Raw genomic sequence first — 16,119 nt, 5'->3', positions numbered from 1 at the left:
CGTAAGCCATGAAATTCGACCGGTCTGTCTCCACAGTGGAAGCTCACACGGGCGGTGAACCGTTCCGTATCGTTACCAGCGGGCTTCCGCGCGCAAAGGGCGACACAATCGTCCAGAGGCGCGCGTGGATGAAGGCGAACGCCGATGAAATCCGCCGCGCGCTGATGTTTGAGCCGCGTGGACACGCTGACATGTACGGAGGATATCTGACCGATCCAATCTCGCCCAGCGCCGATTTCGGGGTGATTTTCGTGCACAACGAGGGTTACAGCGATCACTGCGGACACGGCGTCATCGCCTTGGCGACAGCGGCAGTCGAACTCGGCTGGGTTGAGCGGACGATCCCGGAAACGCGGGTGGGTATAGACGCGCCATGCGGTTTTATCGAGGCATTCGTGCGCTACGACGGCGAGCGGGCCGGTGCGGTTCGCTTCGTCAATGTGCCGTCCTTCATCTGGAAGCGAGACGTTTCTGTCGAGACACCGTCGTTCGGCCGCGTCACGGGAGACATTGCATACGGCGGAGCGTTTTATTTTTATGTGGAGGGTGCGCCGTTTGACCTGCCGGTGCGGGAGAGTGCAGTTGAAAAACTGATTCTTTTCGGCTCTGAAGTTAAAGCGGCCGCGAACGCCGCGTATCCCGTTGTGCATCCGCAAATTCCGGAGATCAACCACATTTACGGTACGGTCATCGCGAATACGCCGCGCCATGCCGATTCCACGCAGGCAAACTGCATCATTTTCGCGGATCGTGAAGTCGACCGATCACCTTCCGGCTCCGGCACCGCGGGCCGTGTTGCGCAGCTGTATCAAAGAGGAAGGCTGGCTAAGGGTGAAACGCTGACCAACGAATCAATCGTCGGCACGACCTTTAAAGGACGCGTTCTGCGCACGACGGTGGTGGAGGGGATCGATGCGGTGATTCCAGAAATCGAGGGTCATGCGCACATCTGTGGCTTCGCGAACTGGATTATTGACGGGCGTGATCCACTGACAAATGGCTTCCTTGTTCGGTAAGACTATTTTCTTGCGTTCGCGCGTGCTGCCTTCGCGGCGAGCTCGGTCTCCCGTTACGCACCAACATCAAGGGTAGTACTGAGAGAGCGAGCTCCGAGCACTTAGGCGGCGCCGCACAAGGGGGGTGAAGCCTCGAGAAAGGCAGTGATGGGGAAAATCGAGAACCCCATAACTGCTTCCAAGGATTTGCATTCTCTTTACGTACCGACCGACTTTCCGTTGCGTTTTACGAATACGCCATCCTTCATGATCAAAGGAATATTTGCTCCCTGGTTGCCCAGAATGCTCAGGTCGTTTGTTGGATCGCCATCTACGACGAGGACGTCGGCAATCGCGCCCTCCGCAATGATGCCGAGTTGGTCTTGCATGTTCAGGACCTCCGCCGCCACGCTCGTAGCCTGAAGGATGACCTCGTACGGGGTGTACACCTGAGCGCGGATTTGCATCTCTTCCGACTGCCGTTGATGCATTGAGCCGAGCAGGTCGGACCCATATGCCATTTTCACGCCATGTTTCTTGTAGATCCTGAGTGAATCGAGGCCACGCCCCAAGACGGTGACATTCTTTTTCTGCGACTCAATCGGGTAGCCTTGAGCCGCGCCTTCGTCGCGCATCGCTTCGTAGGTGATAAGCGTGGGCACGACATAAGCGCCCACGCTTGCCATGAAGGCCGCGGTTTCATCGTCGATCAGATTACCGTGCTCGATGGTGCGCACACCGTGAGCAACGGCGCGCCGGATTGCTTGCGCCGTGTATGCGTGCGCCATCACGTAGGTCTGATGCGCACGCGCTTCTTCAACAGCGGCCTTGATTTCGTCATCAGAAAATTGGAGGTTACCGATCGGGTCAGTGGGCGACGATACACCACCCGACGCCATGATCTTGATCTGAGTAGCGCCTTGTCTGATTTCTTGACGAATCGCCTTTCGCAGTTCATCGACGCCATCCACGATCCGTCCTATGGATCCATATTGAGCGCATGGGCAACTGTCAGGTGAGGAATAATCCATGCGCGCCCGAAAATCGCCATGGCCGCCGGTTTGAGAAAGCGCCTTGCCGGAGGTGAACAGACGCGGTCCGCTGATCAGGCCTTCGGCGATGCACTGTGCGAGCGCGAAATCCGCGCCCCCCGCATCACGTACCGAAGTGAAGCCCCGGTTGAGCATGTCACGCAGGATGGGCGCCGCACGGAACAGGGCGAACGCGTTGGGCAGCTTTGCATTTAGCCCGAGATTGACCATGCTCGCGACGACGTGCACGTGGCAATCGATGAGACCAGGCATGAGCACCTTACCGTCAACATCGATTACTTCTTCTGCGCGGACATCGAGCGAACTACCCACGGCTCTGATGATTCCGTCCGCCACATACACATCCTGCAGCTGAGATGAGCCGGGGTGCGCTGCGTCAATGATTCTTGCATTCTTGAACAAGGTCGACATCGTCAGGTTCCTGTATTCGGTACGAAGAGTTCAATGGTGCTCACGGCAACTACAAATTTCACGTGCCCGCTGACGCTACACGAGGTAGGCGGACCTGACCTGTCTCGGCTGAAAGGAAACGGTCGGGTAAACATGGCCTTTCCCGTGGGGCTCCGCAGGTAAAGAGGGTATCGCTGGCCAACTTAATGGTATACGATGTTTTTGATCGGCGATACGATCGAATATCATTGGCATATCATCATCTGAGGGCCTCAAGCCCATCAGGGCTGTTGCAACGGGTAGACGGGGCGTCGTAAAGCGCACTACGACTGAGACCGAAAGCGTATGCATTCGAGCACGATCTTCAAAAATTTTCTGTTTCTGGACCCGCGGCGAGACTCGCTGCAGGAGGGGTTCGAGATCCGGATCTGTGACGGGAAAGTCGTCGAGGTGTTCGACCATTCATCGGGCGATCGCGAAGGCGTACAGGTCATTGATCTGGGTGGTCGTACGTTGATGCCAGGCTTGATTGATGCTCACGTGCACGTGTTCATGAACGAACGAAATATAGGGGCGCTACGAGACGTGCCGCAAACCTATATGACCGCGAAAGCCGCGTTCGTCATGCGTGGGATGCTGATGCGAGGCTTTACGACGGTGCGCGATGTAGCGGGCGGCGACTATGGCACCCGTGATGCCGTCAATGCGGGTTATCTGGACGCGCCGCGCCTGTTTGTCGGAGGACGGGCCATAAGTCAGACGGGCGGCCACGGTGACTTCAGGACGAAAACAGAGCCTGTATTCGAGTGTGCCTGCTGTAACGGTCTTGAGCTTTTCAGTCGCGTGGCGGACGGCGTGCCAGATGTCCTGAAAGCAGTGAGAGAGGAACTGCGCCTTGGAGCTGACCATATCAAGCTGATGCTTAGCGGAGGTGTCGCGTCGCCGAATGACCCGCTCGAGAGCATCCAGTTTCGCGACGACGAAATCGAGGCCGCAGTCGATGAGGCGAGACGCTGGGGCGTGTACGTCGCCGCGCACGCCTACTCAGACGAAGCCATTCGGCGCGCCGTCAGACTCGGTATACGGACCGTCGAGCATGGCAATTTTCTTACGCCTGAAACTGCGCGGTTGATGGCGTCTGAGAAAGTCTTTCTGGTCCCGACGCTCATTGTCTATGCAGTCAACAAGGCGCTCGGCAGCGAATCTGGCAAGAGCCCCGCAAGCCTGGAAAAAAACGAGAAGGTTCTCGCGGCCGGCCTCATGGCGCTCGAATGTGCGCGGGCGGAGGGCGTAGCGATAGGGTTCGGAACGGACCTGTCGATGCATACACAAGCCTATCAGTGCGACGGGCTCAAATTGCACGCGAAAGTCCTTTCGAATGCAGAAGTAATACGGGCGGCCACGGTCACAAACGCCGCGATCCTCAAGCAATCCGGCGTGCTCGGCGAATTAGTGCTGGGGGCGAATGCGGACTTGCTGGTGGTGGAGGGCGATCCCTATCACGATCTGTCGCTGTTCGACGCCGACGGAACGAGTATTCGCGCCGTGATGAAAGGTGGCAAGTTCTTCAAAAACGCTCTCTGAGTACGCCCGGGAGCGGACGTTATGGGCGCCGGTGTTGATCAGCGCCGCTCGGATGGTTTTGCAAGATTTCGTTAACGTGGTTCAAATAGCCAGAGTGACCTTATGAACAGAAATCCAGGCGGAGCTGCACAGGGATTCGCGCAACCACAACCAGACTCTCGGGCTTCGACCCGCTCGAATCGAAGGCTGGCGATAATCTCTGGTTCGTTCGGCAACATGCTCGAGTGGTATGACTTTGCGATCTATGCCTACTTTGCCAGCATTATCGGAAAGACCTTTTTTCCGAGTGCGTCTCCGGTCGCTTCGTTGCTAACGTCTCTCGCTGTATTTGGTATTGGCTATGTTGCTCGCCCGCTTGGCAGCATCATCATCGGCCGATACTCGGACAAGCATGGCCGCAAACCTGCGCTGGTGCTTACCATTATCCTGATGGCATTCAGCACGGTAGCGATCGGGTTGGTGCCTCCTTACTCAGCGATCGGAATTGCGGCGCCGATTCTTGTCACGCTTGCCCGGGTCGTGCAGGGTTTTTCGTCTGGCGGGGAGATAACCGGTTCAATGGCGTTCATGGTTGAATGGGCACCCCAAAACCGGCGCGGGCTGTTTGGTAGCGTTCAGTCAGCAACAGTCGCTGTTGGCATTCTGATCGGTGCCCTGTCGGCGGCGATGATCACCCTCAGCCTGTCTCCTGATTCAGTTGCCCAATGGGGTTGGCGACTGCCATTCCTCTTTGGAGGCGTGCTCGCTCCAATTGGCTTCTTCATGCGTCGACGCATCAGCCACGAGGCGCCGACTTTTCAACAAGCGAAGGCCGAGCGTGTTTTTTACGCTGGAGCGATCAAACAGGCTCTGCGGGCATTCGGCACGGTCATTTCATGGACAACAAGCTACTATGTCTGCATTCTCTTCATGCCGACCTTCCTTCAGAACTTCGCGCACGTCGACCGTGTAGTGACGCTGTGGATTTCCTCGATTACGCTCCTTTATCTCGCCCCAGCATCGCTTTTCGCAGGCTACCTCTCCGACAGATTCGGCCGCAAACCGGTACTGCTGACTGCGTGCGCTGGTTTGATCGTTTTGCCCTATCCACTTCTGAAGGTCGTTGTTGACGGAGGAAGTATCGGCGCTGTCGTCGTTGTTCAACTGGTGCTTGTGACACTCGTCGCGCTATTTGGCGGAGCCGGCCCGGCGGCGGTCTCGGAGCTGTTCCCGACACGTTCGAGAACAACATTGATGGGCATTGGATATGGATTCTCGACGGCGATCTTCGGCGGTTTTGCACCGGTTATCTCAACGCTTCTGATACAGAAAACGGGATCGCCCCTTGCGCCAACGGGATACTTGCTGGCCGCCGCAATTGTCTCATTCGTGACGATCTTCAGTTCGCGGGAAACGTCAAAAGATTCTTTGATATAGGTGCTTTCTCCGCCAGATGCAGCGGATCGCGTCACACGCACGAATGCTCCGAAACGCGTTTGTGATGACTGACCTGACTAGAATTGGTCACGCGACGGTAGTAGTACTCGTCGCGTGTTCGAAACGATTTACTGGTAGGGCTTATCGTCCGGCTTTAAATAGTGGTCTTTAACCTCTGCTGTCATCGGAAAGTTCAGGTTGATATCCTTTGGCGGAATGGGGGACATGAACCACTTCTTGTAAAGTTGCTCGATCATTCCGGATTTCATTGAACTGACGAGCGACTGATTGACGAGGGCCTGGAAGGCCGGATCATTTTTTCGCATCACCAAGCCATATGCCTCGAATGACTGGGGCGTCCCGACGACCTCGAAGTCCTTGGCGTCTGCCGATTTTGCGAGTTGTCCGTACAGTAGTGCATCATCCATCATGAACGCGACAGCGCGGCCACTCTGCAGCGTGAGAAAGGCTTCGCCATGATCCTTTGCGCTGATGACGTTCATGTTCATCTTCTTCTTGTAGTTCATTTCCCGGAGAATTTTCTCCGAAGTGGTGCCGGCGGTGGTCACCACAGTTTTCCCGTCCAGATCGGAAAATCCCTTGATTCCTGACGCTTTCTTGACAAGCAGTCTAGTTCCGATAACGAAAATTGTGTCAGAGAAGGCAACCTGTTTGGCACGATCCGTGTTGTTTGTCGTCGATCCACACTCCAGATCCACCGTGCCGTTAATGATAAGAGGCAACCTGTTCTGCGACGTTGTGGGTATCTCCTTAACCGTCAGGTTGGGCAGGTTGAGTTTTTGCTTGACTGAGGCTACGACGATAGCGCACAAATCCGCAGAGTAGCCGACGATCTTTTGTTGGTCATCGTAATAGGAAAACGGCACCGATGATTCACGTACGCCGAGAGTGATGACCCCATCCTTTTTGACTTTCTCTAGCGTGCCCGCTTCTTGTGCGAGGACAGACGAGGCTACGGTCGACGCGCATATTGCCCAAGCAATGATGTGAGGCTTCATGCAAACACCCTGGTCGAATTGCGGCAGTTTGGAAATGTCCGTCGGAGCCGGCTTCCTCGACCTGTGAGCTTCAGAGGAGGTGAGGTGTCGAAGGCATGCGGACCGTGACGTCTGCGCATTGAGATGCTCAATGCGCATTGATCTTTAGTATATACGTTAATATATATCGTATACGAAAATAATTATTAAAGCCACGCGCGACAGTGCGCGGCAGGATGGGTGTTCACCGGTGTATGGGTCGGCGATCTGGCTATTTGATACCCCGCTTGTGCTGTAGATCGAGTCGGCGATGCGCCCGCACGGGCAGCTTTCTGAAGAGCCAACTACAGCAATCCACGGACCATCGCGCTCGGCAGCAGAAGCAGGCGAGCCGGTTCTGGGGAAACCCCATCTGAGGGTACGCACGAGGGTGGAACGATTCAATTGCCGTAGAAGGTGGAACCAGCGGAGCCCCGGTGCATGTGGGTGAAATCGCGATTTTTGGGTATTCCATGTGCATAAATCGTATACTATGGGCCTAGCGTGATCGCGACGTTGACGACTTTTCGCGATGATTCTTAACCTAATGTCTCGGATCGAACTTGAACCGCTACGCCGCACTACTGTTGACCGCAATGCTGCTTGTCGGGGGCAATGTTGGCATAGGGAAGACAGTCATAAATTTCATTCCTGTACCGATTTTTGCGACACTGCGTTTCGTAGTTGCCGCGATTGTTCTCGGTCCATTGATCCGTCCGTCAAAGATCAGGCAGATTGTCTTTTCGGACTGGCTGAACCTGTTTTTGCAAGCGCTGTTCGGTACTTTCCTGTTCACGATCCTGATGCTAAACGGACTGCGACATACGAGTGCCGTGGCTGCCGGGGTGATGACAAGCGCAATACCTGCGGTCGTTGCGATTTTTGCCTGGATTTTGCTAGGTGAGCGGTTAGGTATTCGGGCGATTGTGTCGGTCTTGCTTGCAGTCTCGGGTATCGTTGTCGTGAACCTGTCACGCAGCGGTGACGCAAGCGGATCTGGCCGAGAAACGCTTGTTGGCAATCTCTTCGTCTTCGGCGCCGTGTGTTGTGAAGCCCTTTATGTTATCTACTCTCGTCGGACAAGTCGAAATCTTCGTCCCATTGATGTCTGCATATACACGCATGCGATAGGGCTATTGCTAATGCTACCCATCGGCGGAGTGGCTTTCGCCAGTTTTGATTTTGGTGACGTACCCGCGAAGATATGGGTGTTATCGGTGTGGTATGGATTGGCCGCCAGCGTCTTCGCTTTTTGGCTCTGGATGCGAGGAATCCAACATGTGGCCGGGAACGTTGCTGGGGTTTTCACGGCCATGGTGCCAGTTGCGGCAAGCTTCTACGGAATAGTCTTCAATAAAGAGCCCTTCAGGGTAGCCGATGCTGTGGCGTTAGTCCTTGTCATAGTGAGCATCCTCGTTGCTAGTGGGTCGGTATCTGGCGCCTCTCACGAGAAATAGTGTTTTACCCCAGGCCGGAGCATCCTGCCGTTTTAGCAATCGCCTCACTAAGTTCAGTGAGCCGACGAGCACGCTCACTGTGCGGCGTACAAGCACGAACTTTCGCGCGACATGGAGACGTACAAAGACGAATTAGCTTGTGCGCAGAGTACGGAACGGTTAGAAGCCGAAATGCGTAAGACGGTGGCAGAAAAAATGCTCGCGTTACGCCTGAATGCATTCCATGATCTTCATGCTTTGGTAAAGGAAATACCTTACTTGATTATCAGAAGCCGAGAACAGGTGCAGGAGTCGCGTTTCGGTTTGGACGGCAAGATCGACAGAGTGATTGAGATGAGAGACGCACTACGGCGTCATCGCCTTTATGTCGACGATAAATTCGCAAATGCATACGAAGACCTCACGGCCGAGCTGGCTGAACTTGTCAAAGAGCCTGACTGGCGTGAAGCGCCGCCGTTGCCCGCGGAAAGTAAGTCTTCGCAAAGAATCCGGCTACGCGCGATGTTGTTGCGAAAACTGCTTGAGGAGATGCATCGAGACTTGCCGCACCAGCTTGCCCGGCTCGTTGTCCAAAAGGGTGAAAATCGGGTTGTCAAGGCGGAAGAATCGACTTCCGCGTGAGAGAACACGCCTACATTGACTCTCGCGGGTGCTCGATGCTGCCACTGTCAGCAATCTGCCACCTTGCTGACGTAGAACCCTACTCGCCCGAACGTCCGCTAAGGCCGGCGGCAACTGACTCGATATGGGCGGGAGTCCGGTAGACCTTGAAAGTGGTAATTCGAGGGTTGACGACTCGCTTGTCGGCAACGGGACCAGGAACAACCGCAGATCCTCTTTGGCGCCGCTTCTCGGCTTGATGGCAGCAGCGAGTCTCAGGCACGAGAAACGCGGGTCATCCCGTAGCGTGGGGGCAAGTGTTCCGCGAACAAGGACGGTCGGCGACCCACGCGTTGCTGGCGAGCAGTGCAAAGGATAGGGCATGTGGGTTGCGCGCATCCTGTCGGGACACTGAAAAATTCATCGGTCGTGGACTGCGGAGTGAGCGACTAAAGTCGCGTTACTGACGCGCGCGACCTTTGCTGCTCGCTATGTGTTCATGTGCGGCTGGTAACCGGGTGCACAGATCCTTGACCAGCGTCCCCACCCACGCGCGATCGTCGCTGCTGAGCCGCTCGAGCTGCTCAGCGATCTCCAGGCTGACATCTGTTGGTCGGTCGGACGCGCGCGTGAGCAACGTCGAGACCGGAATTTTGTAGAGGTCCGCGAGCTCCAACAGACGCGGGATGGTCGGCCAATGCGCGCCGCGCTCAAAGCGGCTTACGGTTTCGACAAAAACACCAAGATGCTCGGCCACCTGCTCCTGCGTCAGTTTTGCATCGGCTCGGGCCGCTGCCAACGCGCGCCCCAGATGCTTTGCGGTCTTCTGCTCGTTCACGGCAGTCAAAAGTCACCATTCCATGTTGTCATTCAACATGGAATGGTCTCTTCAATGTGTTGATCTGATAACATCGCTTTATATTGGTAGGCAACATTAATTGTTGCTTTATCGTTGTTTCTGCCTCCCGTGCCCTCATAAGGAAGATAAATGTTGTTCACAGATGCAAACTGGGCCGAGTCGAGTGCCTTCCGGCGCGCCATCGCGAAGCCGTTCCTGCCGTGGCGGTGTGTGGGATGGACGGACGACACGATCTGTTTCTGGGTTTTCCCCGCCTCCGAGTCGGACCGGCCCGGCACTCTTCCCGACGGGTTGCTGGTTGTCGACCCGGCGGCGCTTCTCGATATCGCGAGCCACCTGACGCCGGGGAGCTTCTCTGTGTACGTCATGGATGCACCGGCCGAAGGTCGGCCATCTGCGCGAATGCAACGAGTGACGGGCTTGCTCACTCAGCAGCAAATCAATGCGCCGACGTATGATTACTGGTACAGGACGGGGGAGGGTGATCTGAATCACTGCTCCCGGCTGCAGCATCACCTTCCCAACGACGCCCCATTGCAGATCGCGCTCAACCTGGACGCACAGGATTGCAATGACCCGATTGTGGTCGCGAGGTAGTCGAATCCGACATGGAGGACATCAACCGGGTGGTCCAGCTTCTGATGGATTTCGCCCCACGCGGCGAGCCGCTCGATTTAGGCTTCCTCGCCGGATACGGCGTGACGGCGGTCGAAGCATCAGATCTCATAACAGGCGGCTGGCTGCGGCGACTTTCTGACGACGCCTATCTCCTCAGAGGTGATAGGCCGGCGCTCGAGGGCACAGTTGCCTTTTTTGCCCGACGCATTCCCGGGCTTCATGTGAGCGGCAAGGCCGCGCTGGACATGCGAGGCATACGCCATTACCTGTACGCACGCCCCCGGATCAATTTGTGGGGCGCCGTGCCCTTCGAATTTCCTTCGTGGGCAAAAGAATTGCTGTTGCTCACGTACGAGCACGACCGCCTGTTCGATGATGCGTTGCCGGCGACGTTCGCGATTTCAGCCTTGCCGGCGCGTAGTGTGAGGATGCCGGTAGCGGCAACGGAACGTGCCATCCTCGAATATCTGGCCGGTTCTGTGCATGACGAAAGGCTGCGCGAAGACAACGTCAATCTCGTGGGCATGCTGCGAAATATCCGCCTCGACGTACTGCAAAAACTGGTTGATCACTGCCTGCGGCGCGATGTTGTCCGGACGCTCAAGTTTATCGGGGAAGATGAAGATTTCGAGTGGGCGACGCAGCTCGTATGCTGAAACTTTTCACCGTGAAAACGATGGGCCATCATCTGCTCCTGCCCTGATCAGATCCGTTCTACGGCGAACCTATCGGAGGCAAAGTAAAGCTCCGCGCCACAAACGTCGAGCCTAAGAGAGATCCGTGCTCGCATACGATGCAGCCGTCTGCACAGATGCGTGCCCGAACAGCATCTGCACGACCGGTAGCGGTACGCCCTGTTCGACCACCAGCGGCGTGCGCATATGAGTGATGTAACCAGTGAGGCGAGGCTATCAGCAGGGCGCTGCGACTGGCAGATTCCGTTGCAGGGAGTACGGTCGACATCTCGTGCTACGCCGCCTTTACTTCGAGGTAAAGGCCACTTCGTCCCAGCGACCCGCCACGATGTCCCTGAAGGAGCGGGAGCGTTTCCGTTGGCGAGGGAACCGGCGGCAGTCCGCTCGCGACGCGATACCGCTTGATAAAAGGCATGCACCCATCCGGCAGTGGTATCACGTGTAACTTGCGTCCTATACCCATCACTTCGATGGTCCACCCGTCCGGTTCGATCCTCAAACGCAGATATACTGCCCATATCAATGGGCAGTTCGTCTCTGCCCGGCCGCACGGATGATGGCTTCCATGTCGGCCATCACGTGATCATGTGGAATGCTGGGACGCGGGTCGTCGGGCGACGCCTGAACCCTTGATGTGAAACCCGCGTCATACGCCTCGGCTTCTTCAACCCTTGGCGAACTCCGGCTCGATGAGGGAAAGGACGTGTGCCATGAGCGCAGCATGGTCGTTTGGAGGGGGATGCGGTGGTAACGAAGGATGAATTGCGTGGCACCGTGCTGGCGACCGAGTTCCGTGACGAACTGCTTGAGCAGGGGTGGCCAGACGCTCGCCGGGTTGCCGAACTGGGCGCAAAGGCGCCCGGTCCGGAATCCACAATGTACGCGATCCGGGCGCAAGAGAGCGGTGACCTGCTGGGAGCATGGTCGGCGCCCCGGCATTGCTTCCTCTACCCGGACTTCCAGTTCGACCGCTCAGGCGTCATACGGCACGACGTTGCCGGACTCCTCGCCGTGCTGCCCGGCGAAGATGATCGCGGAGGCTGGAGACGGACGTTCTGGCTGTATTCGCCGAACGCGTTGCTCGATGACCGGACACCCGCGGAGATCTTTATTGACGATCCAACGCGCGTGATCGCGGTTGCGCGAGAGGAATTTCTGGGCGATCGCGAGGCGGCCTGGTGAATCGTCAACCGGCCCCTGCCGCCCCGTGCGGCCGACGGGATTTCGATCTCGCGTATGCCTCGGATTCTGCGCACTGGGTCCGCGGCACGCCGAGTGGTGCGCGACAATTGGGAAGTCCGCTTTTGCGACAACTATGATGGCCGGTGGTGAGGAGTCGAAGGCGGCGTAGCCGCCGCAGACGACGAGCCACCGGCAGCGCCGATTCGGCGGGGGCTTAGGATGGCTGACTGAAGCTAAAAGAACAGTCAACCAATGCCTGGTACTCACATTACCGATCGACAGGTTCATCTCTACATGACCAAGCGCAAAGATCACACCCAGGAAGTTGCCGCCGCGAAAGCGGGTATGAGCGTGCGCACTGCACGTCGCGCGACGAACGCCACTGAGTTGCCCTCGCAGAAGCCAGAACGTCAATGGCGCACGCGCGCCAATCCGTTCGCTGATGTTTGGGATAGCGAAGTCGTGCCATTACTACGCAGTTTCCCGAAACTCAAAGCGGTCACCTTGCTGCGCAAACTGCAGGAAGACCATTCTGGTCGCTTCCCCGACGGAATGCGGCGCACGTTGGAGCGGCATGTCAGCCGGTGGCGTGCGCTGGAAGGGCCCAGCAAGGAAGTGTTCTTCCCCCAGACGTATCAGCCCGGCGTACGGGGCTTGTCCGACTTCACGCATATGGAGAAACTGGGTGTGACGATCGCCGGCGTCGCGTTCGGACACATGCTCTATCACTTTGTGCTGGCGTTCTCGCGCTGGGAGTACGCCAGCGTCGTTGATAGCGGAGAGAGCTTCCAGGCTCTTGCGGCAGGTTTGCAAAACGCTCTATGGCAGGCGGGGGGCTGCCCGAGCGAACACCGCTCTGACAGCCTGTCGGCCGCCTTTAAGAATCTTCAGGAAGAAGAAGACTTCACGGTTCGCTATAAGGCCTTGCTTGAGCACTATGGGATGGAAGGCACGCGCAACAATCGAGGCTTGGGCCACGAGAACGGTAGTGTCGAATCCTCGCATCGATGGCTGAAGGAAGCGGTCGATCAGGCCTTGTTACTGCGCGGTCATCGGGATTTCGACGACCGGCCAGCCTATGACGAATTTGTGCGCAGTGTGGTGATGCGCCGCAACCGGCGCAATGCCGCCGCATTCCAGGTCGAGCGTGAGTACCTGCGGGATCTGCCTGAGCACCGTACCACCGACTTCGTCGAGGACGAGGCGCGCGTGACGCGCTGTGGCACTTTTACGGTGGACAACAGCCTCTACAGCGCGCCGTCACGCCTGATCGGACATCGCCTGAAGGTGCGGCTCTATAACGATCGGCTTGACTGCTATCTGTCTGGCGCGCTGGTACACAGCACGGCGCGCGTCACACGCACGAGCAAAGGCCGCGGACGCGCCATTGACTACCGGCATTTTATTGAGTCGCTCAAACGCAAACCTCAGGCCTTCAGGGGTCTCGTGTTTCGTGACGATCTGTTTCCGCGCGAAGCTTACCGCCGGACATGGGAACGCCTGGATCAAGCGCTGAGCCCGCGCAACGCCTGCAAGACCATGGTGGGCCTGCTCGATCTGGCCGGGAACCACGGCGTGGAGGCTCAACTGGCAGAACGGCTCGACGCCTTGCTCGCGCTCGGGAAACTGCCCGATCTGAAGGCGCTCTTCGACGAATTCGCGCCGCGTGAGGCCGAATGTCCCGTTGTGTCGGTCGAGATGCCGGATGCCTCGATCTACGACGCGTTGCTTGATGAAGAGGTGTTCGCATGAGCGCACCAACTTACGACATCGGCCGCATGGGACTGATGCTCAATGAACTGCGTCTGCCAACGATTGGTCGGCTGTGGTCTGACTTCGCCCAGCGCTCGGATAAAGAAGGCTGGCAAGCCTCGCAACTGTTGGGCGTATTGTTCGAGCATGAACTGGCTGAACGGGCGAAACGCAGACTGGAACGTCATCGTGTCGAATCACAATTGGACCCGACCAAGACTCTTGCCACGTTCGACTTCAGTGTCGTGCCCATGGTATCGAAGGCACACGTCATGGCGCTGGCCACCGGCGATGCGTGGCTCGAGAAGGGCGCCACGATCCTCCTGTTTGGGCCACCTGGCGGGGGCAAGAGCCATCTTGGAAGCGCCATCGGACACGCGCTGATCGATGCAGGGTACCGCGTTCTATGCACGCGTACCAGTGACTTGGTGCAGAAACTTCAGGCTGCGCGAAAGAGTCTGCAATTGCCCTCGGCACTCGCCAAACTCGACCGCTTCGATCTGATCATCCTGGACGATCTGTCCTACGTCAGGAAGGACCAGGCTGAAACCAGCGTGCTGTTCGAGTTGATAGCTGAAAGGTATGAGCGCAAAAGTCTTCTCATAACGGCAAATCAGCCGTTCTCGGGCTGGCATAACGTCTTCCCGGACCCCGGCATGACGGTGGCCGCCATAGACAGGCTTGTTCATCACTCGACGATCTTCGAGCTGAATGTCGAAAGCTATCGGCGCCGCAACGCCAGCGACAAACAGAAAGAGCGGCGGCGTCAATTACCCACGGACGACCACAACGGAGCGACAACTATAGCCAATTGACAGCGACAATTACCCCCGTCGACCGGCCATCATAGTTGTCGCGCAACCGGACATCGTAGTTGACGATATCCACGCCGAGGCAGTAATGAACAACAGACTGTTCGCCATCAGTCTGAAGTGCGCGCTGCCTGGGCAAGTGGCATGCCGAAGCTTTCCTGCATGACCTGCCTCAGGCGGGAGGTGTCCGCACGGGCGTAGGTCGCCGTCGTCGCCACGGACTGGTGGCCGAGCAGCACCTGCGCGACCGGCAGGGGTGTCTGGGCGTCTATGACCAGTGTTCGCCCGACAAGATGGCGGAGCCAGTGCGGGGAGGCCTCCTGCAGCGCGAGCCGGGCAGCGACGTCCGCTTCCGGTACGCTTGCAGCCATTTCTGCAAACGCCTTGCGGACCTCGTCATAGAGCCCCCTCGGTCCAAGCGCGTTGTTTCGTTGCCCATGGATCAGCGGCAGGTTTTCCCGGGGCGCAGGATCAATGGACCGGCCGCAGGCCAGCCGGTACTGGCGCAGAAACATCACGCAGGCGTCGGGCAGGGGGATCGACCTGACACGCTGCCCTTTTCCCTTGACGTGCATGGTCCACCCTGTCTCGTCGGCGACGAGCTGCGGGAATCCATCCCGCCAGGCGAGTTCGTCGAGCCGGATACCCGAAAAGCGGTAGACCGCCACGATCGCGGCGCGACGCGTCGCAGCGGGCGGCGGGTCGTGCTGGTTCAGCCGTGCCAGCAACCAGTCATCAATGGCCCGCACAGCACCGGCCGGCAGGATGCGGTCTGGCGAAAACTGCGCCCGCGCGGCGGCGGTGCTGCCGAGTCCGGCGGCCGGATTGGCGCTCAGGTAGCCGGTCTTCCACAGATAGCTCGTGAGGCTGCGAATCACCGCCAGGGCGCGCCTGCGGGTGCTGTCGGCCGGTTCGCGCAAGGCGCCCCGCGTTGCGGCCTGCGCAGCGGGAAACTGGTCGCGGTACCGGATGACGTCATCCCGAGAGAGTCCGGAGAACGGTCCGGTGATACCTTTGTCTTCACACCACCGGATGAAGCGGCGGATTTCGCAGACGTAGGCCCGCCGGGTATGGGCTGACGCGCCCGCCCGGTCGCGGATGAAGGTGCGCACGGCGGATGCGTCATCCTGGACGCCAAGACTGTTGGACGCGGCATTGCGATTCAGCAAATGTCCCGAGCGAGCCAGCCAGACCTCGCCATCGAGCGAATCCGAAGCCGCCATACGCGCGGCAGGCGTTGCGTTTGCGCTGCCGGCGCCACCTGGTCGCGACGCGTCGGACGTGGCGCGGCGAAAGCGCACACGCATCACCTGCAGCAGACGGTGGACTACGATATCAACCGACGGCGCCCTGCTTTCCGGCAGGGTCTGGAGTTGCCCTGCGTTCCAGAACTGGACTACGGGCGTGCCAGCTAGCAGCAGGGCAAACACGTCGGGCAACGCGGCCTTCGCGGCCGGCATGGAGCCGTAGCGCTGCAGCAGTGCCGACGGCGTCCAGCGGGTGTAGACCGGGACATGCAGGACGTCCGATAGATACGCGACAGCCTCGTCGAGCTTGGCGGGCAACGGTCTGGGGGGGACCGCGAGCATATCAATCCAGTCGGATGGCGTCATCGCACAGGCCTGTGTGCAGTCCCGGTCCGCCTATCGCCGCCGGGCAGGATCGCCCGG

General features: G+C 58.1%; 15 protein-coding genes. 10 read left to right on the top strand and 5 right to left on the bottom strand.

Annotated features, from left to right (window positions below; all coding sequences use genetic code 11):
• The first annotated feature begins 8 nt into the window (after positions 1 to 8).
• Positions 9 to 1,016, top strand: coding sequence for a trans-3-hydroxy-L-proline dehydratase (lhpH, locus tag OKW37_RS32400; protein ID WP_429403359.1), 1,008 nt, complete (start codon positions 9 to 11; stop codon positions 1,014 to 1,016).
• A 197-nt stretch (positions 1,017 to 1,213) separates the two neighbouring features.
• On the opposite strand, the gene OKW37_RS32395 is transcribed toward lhpH, so the two are convergent.
• Positions 1,214 to 2,458: an amidohydrolase family protein gene (locus tag OKW37_RS32395; protein ID WP_429403358.1), complete on the bottom strand. Its 1,245-nt coding sequence runs from the start codon at positions 2,456 to 2,458 to the stop codon at positions 1,214 to 1,216.
• A gap of 324 nt (positions 2,459 to 2,782) precedes the next feature.
• Here OKW37_RS32395 and OKW37_RS32390 point away from each other — a divergent pair, with 324 nt between their 5' ends.
• Together OKW37_RS32390 and OKW37_RS32385 are read left to right on the top strand one after the other, a co-directional pair.
• Positions 2,783 to 4,021: an amidohydrolase family protein gene (locus tag OKW37_RS32390; protein ID WP_429403357.1), complete on the top strand. Its 1,239-nt coding sequence runs from the start codon at positions 2,783 to 2,785 to the stop codon at positions 4,019 to 4,021.
• A gap of 102 nt (positions 4,022 to 4,123) precedes the next feature.
• Positions 4,124 to 5,437 (top strand): MFS transporter, encoded by a 1,314-nt coding sequence (locus OKW37_RS32385; RefSeq protein WP_429403356.1) that lies wholly within the window; start codon positions 4,124 to 4,126, stop codon positions 5,435 to 5,437.
• A 128-nt stretch (positions 5,438 to 5,565) separates the two neighbouring features.
• Here OKW37_RS32385 and OKW37_RS32380 read toward each other — a convergent pair whose 3' ends face one another.
• Positions 5,566 to 6,456 (bottom strand): glutamate/aspartate ABC transporter substrate-binding protein, encoded by an 891-nt coding sequence (locus tag OKW37_RS32380; RefSeq protein WP_429403355.1) that lies wholly within the window; start codon positions 6,454 to 6,456, stop codon positions 5,566 to 5,568.
• A 581-nt stretch (positions 6,457 to 7,037) separates the two neighbouring features.
• On the opposite strand from OKW37_RS32380, the gene OKW37_RS32375 reads away from it, so the two are divergent.
• Together OKW37_RS32375 and OKW37_RS32370 are read left to right on the top strand one after the other, a co-directional pair.
• The gene (locus tag OKW37_RS32375) at positions 7,038 to 7,931 is read left to right on the top strand and encodes a DMT family transporter (protein ID WP_429403354.1); all 894 of its coding nucleotides are present in this window, start codon (positions 7,038 to 7,040) and stop codon (positions 7,929 to 7,931) included.
• Between the two features lie 111 nt (positions 7,932 to 8,042).
• Positions 8,043 to 8,552: a hypothetical protein gene (locus tag OKW37_RS32370; protein ID WP_429403353.1), complete on the top strand. Its 510-nt coding sequence runs from the start codon at positions 8,043 to 8,045 to the stop codon at positions 8,550 to 8,552.
• Positions 8,553 to 8,991: 439 nt separating this feature from the next.
• Here OKW37_RS32370 and OKW37_RS32365 read toward each other — a convergent pair whose 3' ends face one another.
• Positions 8,992 to 9,369, bottom strand: a complete 378-nt coding sequence (locus OKW37_RS32365; RefSeq protein ID WP_429403352.1) for a helix-turn-helix domain-containing protein — start codon at positions 9,367 to 9,369, stop codon at positions 8,992 to 8,994.
• Between the two features lie 150 nt (positions 9,370 to 9,519).
• Here OKW37_RS32365 and OKW37_RS32360 point away from each other — a divergent pair, with 150 nt between their 5' ends.
• Positions 9,520 to 9,987, top strand: a complete 468-nt coding sequence (locus OKW37_RS32360; RefSeq protein ID WP_429403351.1) for a hypothetical protein — start codon at positions 9,520 to 9,522, stop codon at positions 9,985 to 9,987.
• 11 nt (positions 9,988 to 9,998) lie between these two features.
• Positions 9,999 to 10,664: an AbiEi antitoxin N-terminal domain-containing protein gene (locus OKW37_RS32355; protein ID WP_429403350.1), complete on the top strand. Its 666-nt coding sequence runs from the start codon at positions 9,999 to 10,001 to the stop codon at positions 10,662 to 10,664.
• 558 nt (positions 10,665 to 11,222) lie between these two features.
• Here the strand turns inward: OKW37_RS32355 and relB are convergent.
• Complete coding sequence (relB, locus tag OKW37_RS32350; protein WP_429403349.1) at positions 11,223 to 11,426, bottom strand: type II toxin-antitoxin system RelB family antitoxin; 204 nt, start codon at positions 11,424 to 11,426, stop codon at positions 11,223 to 11,225.
• Between the two features lie 21 nt (positions 11,427 to 11,447).
• On the opposite strand from relB, the gene OKW37_RS32345 reads away from it, so the two are divergent.
• From OKW37_RS32345 to istB, 3 genes are all read left to right on the top strand, one after another.
• Positions 11,448 to 11,885, top strand: coding sequence for a hypothetical protein (locus OKW37_RS32345; RefSeq protein WP_429403348.1), 438 nt, complete (start codon positions 11,448 to 11,450; stop codon positions 11,883 to 11,885).
• 252 nt (positions 11,886 to 12,137) lie between these two features.
• Entirely contained in the window at positions 12,138 to 13,637 is a 1,500-nt protein-coding gene (gene istA / locus OKW37_RS32340; RefSeq protein ID WP_429401526.1) for an IS21 family transposase, read from the top strand.
• Positions 13,634 to 14,452 carry an IS21-like element helper ATPase IstB gene (gene istB / locus OKW37_RS32335; RefSeq protein WP_063500950.1) on the top strand — a complete coding sequence of 273 codons (819 nt, stop codon included), beginning with the start codon at positions 13,634 to 13,636 and terminating at the stop codon, positions 14,450 to 14,452. The genes istA and istB overlap by 4 nt, the downstream gene beginning before the upstream one ends.
• Positions 14,453 to 14,559: 107 nt before the next feature.
• Here the strand turns inward: istB and OKW37_RS32330 are convergent, their stop codons facing one another.
• Complete coding sequence (locus OKW37_RS32330) at positions 14,560 to 16,062, bottom strand: tyrosine-type recombinase/integrase (protein WP_429510021.1); 1,503 nt, start codon at positions 16,060 to 16,062, stop codon at positions 14,560 to 14,562.
• Between the last annotated feature and the right edge of the window lie 57 nt (positions 16,063 to 16,119).

Source organism: Paraburkholderia sp. MM5482-R2 (genome assembly GCF_050436125.1).
Lineage (GTDB): Bacteria > Pseudomonadota > Gammaproteobacteria > Burkholderiales > Burkholderiaceae > Paraburkholderia > Paraburkholderia tuberum.
This window is presented reverse-complemented; position numbering and strand designations above follow the sequence as displayed.